Raw genomic sequence first — 14,802 nt, forward strand, 5'->3', positions numbered from 1 at the left:
CATCAATGGCGATCGCCGGCCTTTGCCGCGATGCCCGTGCCGCAGTTGTAAAGGCTCTGCCTGGCGGCAAGCGGGCGGTGGAAGCCGCAAGAGGAGGCAGCGGATGGGTACGCATCCATTGTTCGCCGAATGGCCACTAACCCCGGCAGCAACTCTCGGATCATAGGTGCGCTGGGGCGCCTTCGAGGATGAAGGATTGTTGCGCCGCCAGCCAAGCACTGGGTCGGCGCGTTCGGATGGCATCTGCCGCACTACAGGGAGTTCCACTGCGCGAGCGGTCTGAACCATTTTGGACGCGGCGAGTTCCCTAACTGGAAACCCGGCTGCCTTCCAAGGATATGCGGATGTTCGAGAACTTCGTGCTCGAAACGATCGGAACGAAGAGTGGGCCGATAAGGGTGAGGCATGGCGGATCTGGTCCGCCGCTGCTGCTCCTCCACGGCCATCCTCGCTCTCATATGACGTGGGGCCAAGTCGCGAATCTGCTGGTGGCCGATTTCAACGTCCTGTGCCCTGACCTTCCGGGCTTCGGGCGCTCTTACCAACCGAAGGATGACCCGGCGAGCCGATACTCGTCCAAACGAGCGAAGGCGAAGGCCTTGGTGGAGATGATGGAACGGTTAGGGTACCAGACCTTCGTCGTTGCCGGGCATGACCGTGGCAGTCTGGTCGCATTCAGGATGGCGATGGATCATCCCGACAGGGTGCGGAAGCTGATCACGGTAGACGGACTGCCGGTGCTGGAGCATCTGGAACGCGCCGATTGGACATTCGCCCGCGACTGGTACCACTGGTTCTTTTTCGCGCAGCCTGAAAAGCCCGAACGCGCCATCCTGGCGGGAAGCTCGGCAAGGATGCGCTGGTCTTCTGCACCCCGGATGGCGAAGCAATAGCGCCGTCTCGCGTTTCGGGAGCCTGGCGCGATACGATCGACCGCTTGAGGAAGCCAGCCGCGGAAGGCGCGCCAGCTACCATCGAGCTTCCCAAGGTGCGTTTCCATGACTTGAGACACACCCACGCCTCCGCCCTCATCGCTGGCGGGCTCGACGTGGTTGCAATTAGCCGCCGTCTGGGGCATGCGTCACCCGTCGTCACGCTGTCGGTCTACGCGCACTTGTTCAAGAGATCAGACGAAGGCGCGGCAGCGGCGATAGAAGCTGCGATGAGAACAGGCGCGGAACAGTAAACTGGCCGTCGGTGCCAATCCGGTGCCAAGTGAAAGTAAGTGGCTGGACCGGACCTCGCTTAAGTGCTTGTAATCGCAGCAGGCGGACGTGGCGGAATTGGTAGACGCAAGGGACTTAAAATCCCTCGATCTCTGATCGTACGGGTTCGATTCCCGTCGTCCGCACCACATTGAATATCGAACTGCGCTCCCTTGGCAGGCGCGCCCCTGAATATCAGGCCGGCTCCCCTATCATCTAACCTTCAGCGAGAAATTGCCGTGGATTTGGATGCCAAGTCGCTCGCCTTTTCTCCACCGCACTTCCGCTCGATAGGTCGCATCGTCCAACGGCACGCGCAGCCGGAAGGTATCTGGCACTTCAACCCCCGCGGCGACACGCAACTCGGCGCCGTGCTCATGCTGATTTCTGACGGCGCAGCCTATTTCGCCATCCTGCGTGATTATGAACGCATCCTTCAAAACCACTTCTCTCAAGTGACTTCGACGCTCAATTGGCGGTTCAGAAGGTTTGTCGGTCATGGTAAGCTGCCTCTAACGAGCGAAACGCTATCAGACTAAAGTCTGCGGTGCAGGACGCAAAGGTCTTACGTTTTTGCTGAAGTTCCGTTCTTGTCCTTTGTACGTTCTTTACATTAGCAAATCGTGAAATATTCGGCTCTATAATCGTCGCCAGGCTTGCCCGAAACTGTGGCGGGGAGAGCCGAACAGACACGGTACGGGAAGGCCTGGTATGTTCGTCGACTTCTACGAAATGCTGGAAATCAGTCCGAATGCCAATTCGGAAACAATAGAACGCATTTTTCGTCATTTTGCCATGCGCTACCATCCCGACAACCAGGTCACCGGTGATGAATCGCGCTTCAGCGATATTCTCGAGGCCCACAACACCCTCAAGGATCCGGTCAAGCGTGCGCAATACGATATTCAGTACAAGGCCCATTTGGACCTGCGGGCCGGACTGACCGACGAGGCGAGCAACACGAAGAACCTCGATCGAGATTCCGTCTTTCAAGCCAAAGTGCTCTCACTGCTTTATGTAAAACGCCGACAGGACGTCAATAATCCTGGCATTGGCGACGATGAGCTCGAACGAATGTCAGGCTGTCCGCGTGAGCACCTCGAGTTTCACCTCTGGTATCTAAAAGCGAAGGGCTGGATAGCCAGAACGGAAAACGGCACGTTCGCCATCACCGTGGAAGGCATCGATCGCGTCAATTCCGAACATCATCGTGAGGCGGCCACCACCCGATTGTTGGATCATGCAGGCTGAATTGGTATCCCCCGGTCTCTGATCAAGCCGAGATCGGGTTCAGTTTCAGATGCTGGATCAGGATGATGGTCTTGGCATCGACAATGCGGCCGTCGGCGATGCCGGCCAGCGCTTCGTCGAGCGGCATTTCCAGGACCTCGATGTCCTCGCCCTCCTCCGGGGCGCCGCCGCCGGCCGAAATGCGGTCGGCAGGCGAATAGCGGGCGACGAAGAACCAGAGCCGCTCGGTGACGCTGCCCGGGCTCATGTAGGGCGAAAACAGCCGCTCGATCTTGTTCAACCGGTAACCCAGTTCTTCCTCGGCCTCCTTGCGAATGGCCGTCTCCGGATCGTTTTCGTCCAGCAGCCCGGCACAGGCCTCGATCAGCGGCTCGCGGTGGCCGGTGACATAGGCAGGGTAACGGAACTGGCGCACCAGAAGCACGGTCGAACGCTGGGGGTCGTAGGGCAGGATCACCGCGCCGTCGCCGCGATCATAGGTCTGGCGGACCTGCGTCTCCCATTCCCCGTCACGCCGGCGATATTCGAGCACGGTCTTCTTCAGGACCGCCCAGTCGTCGGAGAGAACCTCTTCCGAGCGGATACGAATGCGGTCTTCCATCTGACACCTCAATGCTTGCTGGCGGACGCAGGCGTAGCCGCGAACCGGTATAGGCGCAATCGGGCTAGCGATTGGTCCAGCGCGCTTCACCGTCTCGTGTGTGGTATGGAACGATGCCATTGCCTAGATAGCGCATTCCCCTTCCCGGAGTTTTTTTCATGACGACCTCGCTTTTCCAGCCAATCACGCTCGATGGGCTCACCTTCCCCAATCGCATCGCCGTAGCGCCGATGTGCCAGTATTCCGCCGAGGACGGCTCGGCCAGCGACTGGCATCTCTACCACTGGATGAACCTGGCCATGTCGGGCGCCGGCATGGTCACGGTGGAGATGACCGATGTCGAGCGGCGCGGACGCATCAGCCATGGCTGCCTCGGTCTCTATTCCGAAGACAATGAAGCAGCCGCGCGCCGCGCATTGGACGCGGCCCGGCGCGTGGCCGCACCCGGCACCAAGTTCGGCACGCAGCTGGCGCATGCCGGCCGCAAGGCCTCGAACCGCAAGCCTTGGGAAGGTGGCGGCCCATTGCAGCCAAACGAGGATCCCTGGCAGACCGTCTCGGCCTCGGCCATCGCCTACGACAACGGCTGGAACGTGCCGCACGCGCTGGAGGACGAGGAAATCCTGCAGCTCATCGAGCGGTTCGCGGAAGCCGCCAGGCGGGCCGAACGTGCCGGCTTCGACTTCATCGAACTGCATGCGGCGCATGGCTATCTGATCTTCCAGTTCCTGTCGCCGCTGTCCAACCAGCGCACTGATCGCTGGGGCGGCTCGCTGGAAAACCGGATGCGTCTTGTCGTCGAGATCGCCAGGGCGGTGAAGAAAGCGGTGCCAAAGCTGATGCTCGGCGCACGGCTGTCGGTTAAGGACTGGGTCGATGGCGGCTTTGACGTCGAGGACGCGATCGAAGTGGCGAAAGCGCTGAAGGCCGAAGGCATCGCCTATCTCTGCTGCTCGAGCGGCGGCAATTCGCCGTTGCAGAAATTGCCCACCGGGCCGGGCTATCAGGTGCACCTGGCGGAAGCCGTGCGCAAGGGCGCTGGCATTCCGACCCGTGCGGTCGGGCTGATCGATGACCCGAAACAGGCAGAGGCTGTCATAGCCGAAGGCCGAGCCGATATGGTGGCGCTGGCACGCGCCTTCCTCGCGGATCCGCGCTGGGGATGGCGTGCGGCCGCCACCTTCAGCGAAAAAATCCATCCGGCGCCGCAGCTCGCCCGCTCGGTGACGACGATGGAACATTGGATGAAGGCGGCGGGCTGATCGGCCATTCTCCCGGTACAGGCGTGCTCGCGCTTGTGATCCCGAACGGTTCGCCAACGGCCTGCTTCAATTCTGGCTGCAAAATGTTGCGCTGGGTCAGGCTGCGGCGGGCGCGGCCGCGGCGGGACCGGCCGGGCGAATGCGCGCTGGCTGCGCAACGACTGCGGCTACTGAGACGCCAATACATGGCACCCAGAGGCATGCCCCGGGGCTGATCCGAGGGCGGATCCGGTCCGGGGCAACGCTTGCGCCACGCCGAGATGCAAAGCGCGTCACGGACTCGACGCGACCTTTGGGCGCAGGCCGAAGGCCATTTTTGCAACCAAATTGGCTGCTTTGCGTTGCGGCCATGATGGACAACAAGCCTTTTGAGACGCCCGTCGTGGTCGAGCTTGGCCATGTCGGCAAATATCGCCATATCCGCTCGACCCAGGAGGCGGCGGAGTGCCTGATGACTGTGTGGCCGCTCAATCGCGGACCTCGTCATCGAGATGCCCTCGACACTTGCCTCAAAGTGCTGGAAGGATATCGTTCGACGGCGGAAGCGCGCCGGGCACTGATCGAGGCCGCCAAGGAATCGGAAGTGCTGGTGCCCGACGACCGGCTGCCAGACGACCGGTTGCATTGAGCAGGCGGACCTTTAACTGGAGGTTTTGATGGCGAAGCTGACTTACAAGATCGTCGAGCATGACGGTGGCTGGGCCTACAAGGTCGGCGCGACCTTCTCGGAGACATTTCCCACCCATCAGGATGCGTTGCGTGCCGCCGAGATCGCTTCGGCCGAACAACAAGTGGCGGGTTCCACCGATGGCATCCAGTATGAGGACGCCGAGGGCAAATGGCATGAGGAACTTGCCGACGGCCGCGACCGGCCTCAGACCGAAATCTCGGATTGATATCCAGCCAGGCGCCAGCCGCCGACGCCAGGAAAGATGGCGTCCGGCGGCGGGCGACAAGCCCGCGGCTGGCTATTTGCCGCAGTACTGATCGTTGATGTTGCGCTGAGCATTGGCATCGGGGCCTGGAGTGTTTGAGGCACAAGGTCCGGCCGGGCCAGGATTGCCAAGGGTATTCAATCCGGAACCATCGCCGTTGATGCTGCCGGTGGTGCTCTTGTCGACGGCAGAGGAATCCTCATTGCTGAACAGCCACCAATTGTGATGGTTGGAATAGGTAGCGTCCGACGACTGGGCCATCGCCGATGTGGCGAGACCGATCGTCAGGACGGATGCTGCGAAAAGTTTTCTGTACATTGAATTACTCCGTATCTTGGCCGCCTTGGGATGCGACACGGGGTAAACCCGGCGATCAGCCGGATGGTTCATTGAAATTGTCGTGAACCCTTGGTGATGCCGCATCTGAAAAAGCACGTCGCGCGATGCGTTTGATGAAGGCAACAACCCGTTCCGGCTCGACGAATTGCGGCATGTGGCCGAGACCGTCGACGGGTTCGAAATCTAGTCCTTCGACCTTTTCCCGCATCGGCTCGCCATGGACAGCCATGCCGATGACGCGATCGGCGCCGCCGAAGAGAATGCCGGCCGGCATGGCGATCTCGCCATAGCGGCGCTCGATGTGGCCGAGATCCTCCTCGACAGCCACGACATCGGTCGATGTCGCATGGTAGTGGCCGGGCCTCAAGCCAAGCCATCCGCCTCCCCCGCTCATATAGTCGCCAGGGACGGCTTGCGGCGCGAAGATGAAGTCCATCGTCGGCCGGGCATATCTGAGGCTTGCCGGTATCGCCACGGTATAGGCCATGAACCGCCGCAACAGGCGTGAAGGAATGTACAGCAGGTCAAATCCTTGGCGCGTCCTTGTCTCCAGATGCGTCAAGGGCGCCAGCAGTGCGATGCCTGAAATCGCATTGGGATGTTCGACGGCCAGGGTCAACGCGATGGCGCCGCCCAGGGAATGGCCCACCACCAACGGCCTTTCCAGTCCCAGGCTTTCGATGAAGCGCCTGATGATCTCGGCCTGCTCGGGCAAGCGGCCCGTCGCTCCGCTTGCCCGCGTCGAATAGCCCGAGCCCGGACGGTCGAGCGCGATCAGCCGGTAGCCAGGACCGAAACGGCCAAACACGGTGTGCCGGAAATGATGCAGCTGGGCGCCAAGCCCATGCACGAAGACGATCGGCCGTCCCTGCCCGACATCGACATAGTGGATGCGGTTGCCGTCGATCTCGACGAATTTTCCGACCGGCGGCACCAATCTTTCCGCTTTCGCCGCGATCCACAGCGTGGCCAGCAGCAGAGAGGCAAGCACGAGGATCGCCGCCAGAAACGCCGCGCCAAACAGCCAGAGCAGAATCGACATCAGCATTCGTCACCCGGATCCGAGCCGCGCACCTTACCCGCCCGCGATGGCGCCGCAAGGATGGACAAAACAGACCGACTTGGCGAGGCGGTCGTTCACAGCCCGGGTCCGAGAACAATCAGGCTTGTTCCCGTCCAGGCCAGCCAACCACTGCAATCCAGGTGATATCCGTGTATGCCGGGTCGTCCGCCATTTGGGCGGCATTGCCGCCGCTCGTCCGCCGCGCTATTCAGACTGCGCGTCTGCCGGAGCCTTCCATGCCTGAAATCGTTACTGCCGCCATGCTGGTCATCGGCGATGAGATTCTGTCCGGTCGCACCAAGGACAAGAACATCGGCCACCTCGCCGATATCATGACGGCGATCGGCATCGACCTGAAAGAGGTGCGCATCGTGCCCGACGAGGAGGACGAGATCGTCGCGGCGGTGAACGCCGTGCGCGCGCGCTATACCTATGTGTTCACCACCGGCGGCATCGGTCCGACGCATGACGACATCACGGCCGATTCGATCGCCAAGGCGTTCGGCGTGCCTTGCGAATACGATGCCAAGGCCTACGCCCTGCTGGAGGCGAGCTATGCCGCGCGCGGCATCGAATATACGCAGGCCCGCAAGCGCATGGCGCGAATGCCGCGCGGCGCCGACCTTATCGACAACCCGGTGTCCGTGGCGCCCGGCTTCCGCATCGGCAACGTCCATGTCATGGCCGGCGTGCCGTCGATCTTCCAGGCCATGCTCGACAATGTCGTCCCGACCCTGAGAGCCGGCACCAAAATGCTGTCGGCCACGGTGCACTGCCCGTTCGGCGAGGGCCTTGTCGGCGGGCCATTGGGCGAGATCCAGAAAGCGCATCCGGATACGATCATCGGCTCCTACCCCAAATATGGCGACGGCAAGTTCTGGACTGAACTTGTGGTGCGTGCCCGCAGCGCGGATGCGCTTGAGGCCGCGCGCGCCGACGTCGAGGCCATGGTGGCTGGCTTCGCCGACAAGGCGAACTGATCCGGCCGGGCCGGAACCAAGATCGGGGCTGTAACGTTTCCCTGCCGCGAGGCCGGTCGCTCGCAAGATTGAGGGATCATCATGCGTTTCAAGACCATCGTTGCCATTCTGCAGAATGAACAGGACGCCGAGCGGGTGCTCGACTGCGCCATTCCGCTTGCCAGCCGCTTCGAGAGCCATCTGATCGGCATCCATGCCGAGGCGCTCCCAGTGCCCTACACGTCGGCGACGGGCTTTCCCGATACGGAGTTCCTGCAGGTTTCCGCCGACATGAATCGGGAGCGGGCAGACAAGCTCCAGGCTGTCTTCCTCGGGCGGGTCGAGGATTCCGGCCTCTCCTTCGAATGGCGCAGCCTGGAGAGCTTCTCCGGCGACAGCGCGCTGACCGGCATTTCAAGCGTGCGCGCCGCCGATCTCATCATCGCCGCCCAACGCGAGACCGGCGGCGATCCGAGCGCGGACGTCGATACGCTGGTCTACGATGCCGGCCGGCCGGTCCTGGTCGTGCCGCATGCCGGTCCTCTCGTCACCACCTTCAAACGCGTGCTGCTCGCCTGGAACGGCAGCAAGGAGGCCGCCCGCGCCGCCTTCGATGCCTTGCCCTTCATCATCGAGGCCGAGAAAACCGACATACTGGTCATAGATCCGCCCGATACGCTCGACGAAAGCCCGGAGGCCGCGGGCGCCGAAATCGCGTCGGCCCTGTCGCGCCACGGCGCCACCGTCAGTGTCTCGGTGCAGAAATCGGGCGGGAGTTCGGTCGACGACATGATCCAGAACAGGATCGCGGAGACCGGTGCCGATCTCCTGGTGCTTGGCGCCTACAGCCACTCCTGGCTGCGCCAGCTTCTGTTCGGCGGGGTGACACGCACGGTGCTGCGCACGGCGCAGGTAGCGACTTTCCTGTCGAGATAAGTCCACAGCGATCGCGACCGCTCTCCCTTGCCAAACCCAAGGGTTTCCAGTTAATTCCGCGCGCATTCCCCTGTTTTCTCGCACGCGGCCGCCGCGTGCCGTGGAGTGCGCGAAAAATGTCCCTTCCCGAAAAAGCCTTCCCGGTCTCCTGGGACCAGTTCCATCGCGACGCCCGCGCGCTTGCCTGGCGGCTTGCCGGCACCAGCAAAGGCCAGTGGAAGGCTATCGTCTGCATTACGCGCGGTGGCCTGGTCCCGGCGGCGATCATCTCGCGCGAACTCGGCATCCGCATCATCGAGACAGTCTGTGTCGCCTCCTATCACGACTACACCAGCCAGGGACAATTGCAGGTGCTGAAGGAGATAACGCCGGCCTTGCTGGCCGACGATGGCGCCGGCGTGCTGATCATCGACGACCTGACCGACACCGGCAAGACCGCCGGCATCGTGCGGGCAATGATGCCCAAGGCCCATTTCGCGACCGTCTACGCCAAGCCCAAGGGCCGGCCGCTGGTCGATACTTTCGTCACCGAGGTCAGCCAGGACACCTGGATCTATTTTCCCTGGGACATGGGTTTCACCTATCAAAAGCCGATCGCCGACGATCACGCCGGTTGATTCGCGGCAAGCCGTTTTTTCCCCAATCAGGCCGTCGCCGGCGATAATATTTGCTTGCGCAGACTGATCCGCCGACAAGATATCCTGTGAAATCGACCTCTGTTGACGGGATTCAGCCAGCTTGACCAAAGTTTTTACTTTTATTGGTCACAATTAGCCGTAAGATTCGTGAGACGGCAAACGATTCTGGAGGCTTGGGGCTAGCTTCTCCGATGTTGACACGGCCAACCACACACAACCACCTGGCTGAGAGGGTCCGGCGACTCTTTGGTACGGCGCCGTGTCGTCTGCAGGTTGCCGCCCTGCCCTGGCGCGATGCCGGGAACGGCGTCGAGGTCATGCTGATCACCAGCCGCGATACCGGCCGCTGGGTGCTTCCAAAGGGCTGGCCGGAAGCCCGGGAGCCGCTCTGCGAAGCGGCAGCGCGCGAGGCCGCCGAGGAAGCGGGACTGCGCGGAAACATTTCCCACCTCGAAGCCGGCCGCTATTTCTACGCCAAGGTGCTGGCTTCGGGCGAAGAAGTGCCTTGCGAGGTGCTGGTGTATCCGCTGCACGTCGACAAGGTCGCCGACCGCTGGAAGGAAAAGCACTCCCGCATCCGCAAATGGGTCAATTCCAGCGAAGCGGTGCGCATGGTCAATGAACCGGACCTGTGTCAGATCATCGCCTATTTCTGCGCCGACCCACGCAGGTTCTCCTAGGGCGCAGGCCATCCACCCCGTGCGTGGATCGTAATCATTTCACAACCATGTGATGTATCGCGTGAATGGTTTGCTAATTTTTCTTCGGTAGAAATTGGCCAATCTGGCGCGTTTCATCGATGGCGAACCCTGTAAACCCACTTCAGCAAGAGTCCACCGAGCCCCAGCGCGAGCATCGTCCGCGCGTGCTCAAGGGTGGAACGATCATCACCGGTATCCAGAATTCCGAAGTGAGTTGCATGGTGCGCAACCAGCATGCGGGCGGCGCCGAACTGAAAATACCGCTCGAGGCCCGGGTTCCCGATCATTTCCTTCTCTATGTGCCGCTCGATGGCGTCGCCTATCGCTGCGAGGTCCGCTGGCGCCGCAGCGACCGACTCGGCGTCCAGTTCACCGGCACTGAACCCAAGCCGAAGCTGCATTACGGCTGATCCCTGGCGCACCGGCGTGCCGGGCTTTTTGAGTTCGCGGCACAGTATTTCCGCAGTCCGCGTACACGCACCGGGATCGCGCATACCTGCCGGCGGAAAAATGGCCGCCACAGCGGTCAATTCTATCCCCGTTATCCACATGTGTGACACACAAGATGTTGGGGTCACAAAAGCTACGCAAACGAATCCTTGACGGCTCGAAACGAGTCGCCTTTTATAGGCCATGTGCTCCTGTTGAGAGCGCGACCGGAAAGTTCTGAGCCCGGTCTTTTTCCCGGATTATGTGCGTTTTGCCCGCATTTCCGCCTGTTTACGAGGCCGGCGGAAGCGTTGGGATCGTGGGGTGATGGGGCGACGAAAGGGAGAATTGTCGGACTGGAATAAATTGTCTGTTAATACTATATTTAGTGTTTGCAGCTAGGTTCGACGCTAGATAGTGTGAATTTCCCTCGGGTGAGGGAATCGAAAAATTCAGTCTTGAGGGACCCGCGGGGTCGATTGGCAGCTTCGGCAAACGCCCGGCAAGGCGATTTGTCGTGTGCGTGGCCGCGCCCGCGAAGTGGAGATGCCGGCATTGTTCGCAATGCCGGCATCGGCGGACTGCGCGTTTCGTCTTTTGGGGGCAGAAATCCCCTGGTGAACGCGCTATATATAGACAAAAGGGACCGGACCAATGCGCATCGAGCGTCGTTTCACCAAGCCAGGCCAATCTGCTTATGCGGAGATCGAATTCCGCAAGGCGCTTTCCGAGATCAAGAATCCGGATGGCTCGGTGGTGTTCCGACTGGACAATATCGATGTGCCGGCGCAGTTCTCCCAGGTCGCCGCCGACATCCTGGCCCAAAAATACTTCCGCAAGGCCGGCGTCCCCGCGCGCCTGAAGAAGGTCGAGGAGAACGACGTCCCCTCTTTCCTGTGGCGCTCCGTCGCCGATGAAGCCGAACTCGCCAAGCTGCCGGAAGCCGAGCGCTATGGTTCCGAGATCGACGCCCGCCAGGTCTTCGACCGGCTGGCCGGCACCTGGACCTATTGGGGCTGGAAGGGCGGCTACTTCAAGGCGTCGGAGGAAGACGCGCGCGCCTTCCGCGACGAGCTTGCCTATATGCTGGCGACGCAGCGCGTCGCGCCGAACTCGCCGCAATGGTTCAACACCGGCCTGCACTGGGCCTATGGCATCGACGGTCCGAGCCAGGGTCACTTCTATGTCGACCCCTTCACCGGCAAGCTGACCAAGTCGAAGTCGTCCTACGAGCATCCGCAGCCGCATGCCTGCTTCATCCAGGGCGTGCAGGATGACCTCGTCAACGAGGGCGGTATCATGGATCTGTGGGTGCGTGAGGCGCGCCTGTTCAAATATGGCTCCGGGACCGGCTCGAACTTCTCGTTGCTGCGCGGCGAAGGCGAAAAGCTGTCCGGCGGCGGCCGCTCGTCCGGCCTGATGAGCTTCCTCAAGATCGGCGACCGCGCCGCTGGCGCCATCAAGTCGGGCGGTACGACGCGCCGTGCGGCGAAAATGGTCATCGTCGACGCCGACCATCCCGATATCGAGGAATTCATCGACTGGAAGGTCAATGAAGAACAGAAGGTCGCCTCGCTGGTGACCGGTTCCAAGATCGTCAAGAAGCATCTCGAAGCGATCATGAAGGCCTGCGTCAATTGCGAAGGCCATGACGACGACTGCTTCGATCCGGCCATCAACACGGCGCTGAAGCGCGAGATCAAGTTGGCCAAGAAGTCGGCGGTGCCGGAAAACTACATCTACCGCGTCATCCAGTTCGCCAAGCAGGGCTACACCTCGATGTCGTTCAAGACCTACGACACCGACTGGGATTCTGACGCCTACCTCACCGTTTCGGGCCAGAACTCCAACAATTCGGTGTCGCTGAAGGACAATTTCCTGCGCGCCGTCGAGACCGACGCCGACTGGCACCTGACCGCCCGCAAGGACGGCAAGGTCTTGAAGACGCTGAAGGCTCGCGACCTCTGGGAAAAGATCGGCTACGCCGCCTGGGCTTCCGCTGATCCCGGCCTGCATTTCAACACGACGATGAACGACTGGCACACCTGCGCCTCCGCCGGTGCGATCCGGGCCTCCAACCCGTGCTCGGAATACATGTTCCTCGACGACACGGCCTGCAACCTCGCCTCGATCAATCTTCTCCCCTACCGCAATGCCGACGGCACGATCGATATCGCTGCCTACGAGCACACCGTGCGGCTGTGGACCATGGTTCTCGAAATCTCGGTCATGATGGCGCAGTTCCCATCGAAGGAGATCGCCAAGCTCTCCTACGACTACCGCACGCTCGGCCTCGGCTACGCCAATATTGGCGGCCTGCTGATGACCTCGGGCATTCCCTACGATTCCGACGAGGGCCGCGCGATCTGTGCAGCACTGACCGCGATCATGACCGGCGTCGCCTACTCCACCTCGGCGGAAATGGCTTCCGAGCTCGGCGCCTTCCCCGACTATGACCGCAATGCCCAGAACATGCTGCGCGTCATGCGCAACCACCGCCGCGCCGCCTATGGCGACAAGGACGGGTACGAGAAACTCGCCGTCAATCCGGTGCCTCTCGTGGCGTCGGACCTGAAGCAGCAGGATTTGGCCACCCACGCCAAGGCCGCCTGGGATCGCGCCATCGAACTCGGCGAGGAGCATGGCTACCGCAACGCGCAGGCAACCGTGATCGCGCCGACCGGCACGATCGGTCTGGTCATGGATTGCGACACCACCGGCATCGAGCCCGACTTTGCCCTGGTGAAGTTCAAGAAGCTCGCCGGCGGCGGCTATTTCAAGATCATCAACCGCGCGGTGCCGGAAGCGCTGCGCACGTTGGGCTATTCCGAGAGCCAGATAGCCGAGATCGAGGCCTATGCGGTCGGTCACGGCAATCTCAACCAGGCGCCCGCGATCAACCCCGGCTCGCTCAAGGCCAAGGGTTTTGGCGACGACAAGATCGCGGCGCTCAATGCCGCACTTAAGTCGGCCTTCGACATCAAGTTCGTCTTCAACCAGTGGACGCTCGGCGCCGACTGGGTGAAGGAGACTTTTGGCTTCACCGACGAGCAGCTCAACGACTTCTCGTTCGAAATGCTGCCGGCGCTGGGCTTCTCCCGGAAGGACATCGAGGCCGCCAACATCCATGTCTGCGGTGCTATGACGCTGGAAGGCGCGCCCTTCCTCAAGGCCGAGCACCTCGCCGTGTTCGACTGCGCCAGCCCCTGCGGCAAGATCGGCAAGCGCTCGCTTTCGATCAACAGCCACATCCAGATGATGGCGGCGGCACAGCCGTTCATTTCCGGCGCCATCTCCAAAACCATCAACATGCCGAACGACGCGACGGTGGAGGACGCCAAGAGCGCTTACATGCTGTCGTGGAAACTGGCGCTGAAGGCCAACGCGCTCTACCGCGACGGCTCGAAGCTGTCGCAGCCGCTCAATGCCTCGCTGCTCGCCGATGGCGAGGAGGACGAGGACGATGCGGTCGAGCAGCTGATCCAGGCACCGGCGGCGGCGCGCGCGGCGCAGATCACCGAACGCATCGTCGAACGCATCATCGAGCGTGTGTCGCGCGAGCAGGAAAAGCTGCCCGGCCGCCGCAAGGGTTATACGCAGAAGGCCAAGATCGGCGGCAACACCATATTCCTGCGCACCGGCGAATATGACGATGGCCGTCTCGGCGAGATCTTCATCGACATGAACAAGGAGGGTGCCACGCTGCGTGGCCTTCTCAATAACTTCGCCATCGCGATCTCGCTCGGCCTGCAATATGGCGTGCCGCTCGACGAATATGTGCACGCCTTCACCTTCACCAAGTTCGAGCCGGCCGGCATGGTCATCGGCAACGACGCCATCAAGAGCGCGACGTCGATCCTCGACTACGTGTTCCGTGAACTGGCCATCTCCTATCTCGGCCGCAACGATCTCGCCCATGTCGACCAGTCGGACTTCTCCAACACCGCGCTTGGCCGCGGCATCAGCGAGGGCAAGACCGACGCCGTCTCCAAGGGCCTGACCCGCGGTTCGCCGGTGAAGCTGGTGTCGAGGGCAAGCGGCAGCGAGCCGAAGGGCTTTGCCGGCTCCGGCACCCCTACCCGCTCGGCGCCGACGGCCTTCTCCGGCTCCAACGTGCTGGCGTTGAAGCCGGCGAGCGACGAGGCGATCGCCTACAAGCGCGACTATGAGGAGCGGGCCAAGGAACTGGCCGAGGACATCGCCTTCGAGGAAGCGGCCTCCGATGCCTCGACCGACACCACCGCGGCGCTGTTCACCGACACGGCGGCCCAGGAAGCAGCCGAGGCGAAGAAACTCGCCGCCGACCGCCGCGCCAAGTCGCTGCTGCAAGGCTACACCGGCAATTCCTGCTCCGAGTGCCAGAATTTTACCATGGTAAGGAATGGGACTTGCGAGAAGTGCGACACGTGCGGCGCCACGAGCGGGTGCAGCTGAGAAGAATTTGAGGCATGGTGCCACACTCAAAGTTGTGTGCCTGAAAGCC

Annotated in this window: 16 protein-coding genes and 1 tRNA gene; 13 read left to right on the forward strand and 4 right to left on the reverse strand. The window is 61.8% G+C overall.

The window, feature by feature from the left end; genetic code table 11:
• Positions 1-344: 344 nt before the first annotated feature.
• From EN804_RS03035 to EN804_RS03045, 3 genes are all read left to right on the forward strand, one after another.
• The gene (locus EN804_RS03035) at positions 345-893 is read left to right on the forward strand and encodes an alpha/beta fold hydrolase (RefSeq protein ID WP_348642024.1); all 549 of its coding nucleotides are present in this window, start codon (positions 345-347) and stop codon (positions 891-893) included.
• Positions 890-1,186, forward strand: a complete 297-nt coding sequence (locus EN804_RS03040; protein WP_245464497.1) for a tyrosine-type recombinase/integrase — start codon at positions 890-892, stop codon at positions 1,184-1,186. The genes EN804_RS03035 and EN804_RS03040 overlap by 4 nt, the downstream gene beginning before the upstream one ends.
• 82 nt (positions 1,187-1,268) lie before the next feature.
• Positions 1,269-1,354: transfer RNA gene (locus tag EN804_RS03045), tRNA-Leu, on the forward strand.
• Positions 1,355-1,417: 63 nt separating this feature from the next.
• On the opposite strand, the gene EN804_RS03050 is transcribed toward EN804_RS03045, so the two are convergent.
• Entirely contained in the window at positions 1,418-1,705 is a 288-nt protein-coding gene (locus EN804_RS03050; protein WP_127869508.1) for a PilZ domain-containing protein, read from the reverse strand.
• Positions 1,706-1,916: 211 nt separating this feature from the next.
• Between EN804_RS03050 and EN804_RS03055 the strand changes: the two genes are divergently transcribed.
• Entirely contained in the window at positions 1,917-2,456 is a 540-nt protein-coding gene (locus EN804_RS03055; RefSeq protein WP_127280345.1) for a J domain-containing protein, read from the forward strand.
• A 22-nt stretch (positions 2,457-2,478) separates the two neighbouring features.
• Here the strand turns inward: EN804_RS03055 and EN804_RS03060 are convergent, their stop codons facing one another.
• Positions 2,479-3,057, reverse strand: coding sequence for an NUDIX domain-containing protein (locus EN804_RS03060; protein WP_135918671.1), 579 nt, complete (start codon positions 3,055-3,057; stop codon positions 2,479-2,481).
• A 158-nt stretch (positions 3,058-3,215) separates the two neighbouring features.
• On the opposite strand from EN804_RS03060, the gene EN804_RS03065 reads away from it, so the two are divergent.
• The 3 genes from EN804_RS03065 to EN804_RS03075 all read left to right on the forward strand — a co-directional run bounded on the left by EN804_RS03065 (position 3,216) and on the right by EN804_RS03075 (position 5,215).
• Positions 3,216-4,319: an NADH:flavin oxidoreductase/NADH oxidase gene (locus EN804_RS03065; RefSeq protein WP_135918672.1), complete on the forward strand. Its 1,104-nt coding sequence runs from the start codon at positions 3,216-3,218 to the stop codon at positions 4,317-4,319.
• Between the two features lie 349 nt (positions 4,320-4,668).
• On the forward strand, positions 4,669-4,947 hold the full coding sequence (locus EN804_RS03070) for a DUF982 domain-containing protein (protein WP_127280167.1): 279 nt from the start codon (positions 4,669-4,671) through the stop codon (positions 4,945-4,947).
• Positions 4,948-4,975: 28 nt separating this feature from the next.
• Positions 4,976-5,215 (forward strand): DUF2188 domain-containing protein, encoded by a 240-nt coding sequence (locus tag EN804_RS03075; RefSeq protein WP_015318080.1) that lies wholly within the window; start codon positions 4,976-4,978, stop codon positions 5,213-5,215.
• A gap of 72 nt (positions 5,216-5,287) precedes the next feature.
• Here the strand turns inward: EN804_RS03075 and EN804_RS03080 are convergent, their stop codons facing one another.
• Together EN804_RS03080 and EN804_RS03085 are read right to left on the reverse strand one after the other, a co-directional pair.
• The gene (locus EN804_RS03080; protein WP_246693350.1) at positions 5,288-5,644 is read right to left on the reverse strand and encodes a hypothetical protein; all 357 of its coding nucleotides are present in this window, start codon (positions 5,642-5,644) and stop codon (positions 5,288-5,290) included.
• Positions 5,628-6,635: an alpha/beta hydrolase gene (locus tag EN804_RS03085; protein WP_246693351.1), complete on the reverse strand. Its 1,008-nt coding sequence runs from the start codon at positions 6,633-6,635 to the stop codon at positions 5,628-5,630. The genes EN804_RS03080 and EN804_RS03085 overlap by 17 nt, the downstream gene beginning before the upstream one ends.
• 257 nt (positions 6,636-6,892) lie before the next feature.
• On the opposite strand from EN804_RS03085, the gene EN804_RS03090 reads away from it, so the two are divergent.
• The 6 genes from EN804_RS03090 to EN804_RS03115 all read left to right on the forward strand — a co-directional run bounded on the left by EN804_RS03090 (position 6,893) and on the right by EN804_RS03115 (position 14,753).
• On the forward strand, positions 6,893-7,636 hold the full coding sequence (locus EN804_RS03090) for a competence/damage-inducible protein A (RefSeq protein ID WP_127869514.1): 744 nt from the start codon (positions 6,893-6,895) through the stop codon (positions 7,634-7,636).
• An 81-nt stretch (positions 7,637-7,717) separates the two neighbouring features.
• Complete coding sequence (locus tag EN804_RS03095; protein WP_127280163.1) at positions 7,718-8,551, forward strand: universal stress protein; 834 nt, start codon at positions 7,718-7,720, stop codon at positions 8,549-8,551.
• 116 nt (positions 8,552-8,667) lie between these two features.
• A complete protein-coding gene (gpt, locus tag EN804_RS03100; protein ID WP_127280162.1) occupies positions 8,668-9,168 on the forward strand; it encodes a xanthine phosphoribosyltransferase in 501 nt (166 codons plus the stop codon).
• Positions 9,169-9,380: 212 nt separating this feature from the next.
• Positions 9,381-9,869, forward strand: coding sequence for an NUDIX hydrolase (locus tag EN804_RS03105; protein ID WP_127869515.1), 489 nt, complete (start codon positions 9,381-9,383; stop codon positions 9,867-9,869).
• Positions 9,870-9,988: 119 nt separating this feature from the next.
• Positions 9,989-10,300 (forward strand): PilZ domain-containing protein, encoded by a 312-nt coding sequence (locus tag EN804_RS03110; protein ID WP_127276099.1) that lies wholly within the window; start codon positions 9,989-9,991, stop codon positions 10,298-10,300.
• A 673-nt stretch (positions 10,301-10,973) separates the two neighbouring features.
• Positions 10,974-14,753 carry a vitamin B12-dependent ribonucleotide reductase gene (locus EN804_RS03115; RefSeq protein WP_127869516.1) on the forward strand — a complete coding sequence of 1,260 codons (3,780 nt, stop codon included), beginning with the start codon at positions 10,974-10,976 and terminating at the stop codon, positions 14,751-14,753.
• Positions 14,754-14,802 lie beyond the last annotated feature (49 nt).

It is taken from the genome of Mesorhizobium sp. M8A.F.Ca.ET.161.01.1.1 (assembly GCF_004792105.1).
Classification (GTDB): domain Bacteria; phylum Pseudomonadota; class Alphaproteobacteria; order Rhizobiales; family Rhizobiaceae; genus Mesorhizobium.

Bases quoted from the DNA above. Each gene is read 5' to 3' on its own strand.
- EN804_RS03095 (WP_127280163.1), top strand. From the start codon at position 7,718: ATGCGTTTCAAGACCATCGTTGCCATTCTGCAGAATGAACAGGACGCC.
- EN804_RS03055 (WP_127280345.1), top strand. From the start codon at position 1,917: ATGTTCGTCGACTTCTACGAAATGCTGGAAATCAGTCCGAATGCCAAT.
- EN804_RS03050 (WP_127869508.1), bottom strand. From the start codon at position 1,705: ATGACCGACAAACCTTCTGAACCGCCAATTGAGCGTCGAAGTCACTTG.
- EN804_RS03035 (WP_348642024.1), top strand. From the start codon at position 345: ATGTTCGAGAACTTCGTGCTCGAAACGATCGGAACGAAGAGTGGGCCG.
- EN804_RS03080 (WP_246693350.1), bottom strand. From the start codon at position 5,644: ATGAACCATCCGGCTGATCGCCGGGTTTACCCCGTGTCGCATCCCAAG.
- EN804_RS03070 (WP_127280167.1), top strand. From the start codon at position 4,669: ATGATGGACAACAAGCCTTTTGAGACGCCCGTCGTGGTCGAGCTTGGC.
- EN804_RS03115 (WP_127869516.1), top strand. From the start codon at position 10,974: ATGCGCATCGAGCGTCGTTTCACCAAGCCAGGCCAATCTGCTTATGCG.
- gpt (WP_127280162.1), top strand. From the start codon at position 8,668: ATGTCCCTTCCCGAAAAAGCCTTCCCGGTCTCCTGGGACCAGTTCCAT.
- EN804_RS03060 (WP_135918671.1), bottom strand. From the start codon at position 3,057: ATGGAAGACCGCATTCGTATCCGCTCGGAAGAGGTTCTCTCCGACGAC.
- EN804_RS03105 (WP_127869515.1), top strand. From the start codon at position 9,381: ATGTTGACACGGCCAACCACACACAACCACCTGGCTGAGAGGGTCCGG.
- EN804_RS03085 (WP_246693351.1), bottom strand. From the start codon at position 6,635: ATGTCGATTCTGCTCTGGCTGTTTGGCGCGGCGTTTCTGGCGGCGATC.
- EN804_RS03090 (WP_127869514.1), top strand. From the start codon at position 6,893: ATGCCTGAAATCGTTACTGCCGCCATGCTGGTCATCGGCGATGAGATT.
- EN804_RS03110 (WP_127276099.1), top strand. From the start codon at position 9,989: ATGGCGAACCCTGTAAACCCACTTCAGCAAGAGTCCACCGAGCCCCAG.
- EN804_RS03065 (WP_135918672.1), top strand. From the start codon at position 3,216: ATGACGACCTCGCTTTTCCAGCCAATCACGCTCGATGGGCTCACCTTC.
- EN804_RS03075 (WP_015318080.1), top strand. From the start codon at position 4,976: ATGGCGAAGCTGACTTACAAGATCGTCGAGCATGACGGTGGCTGGGCC.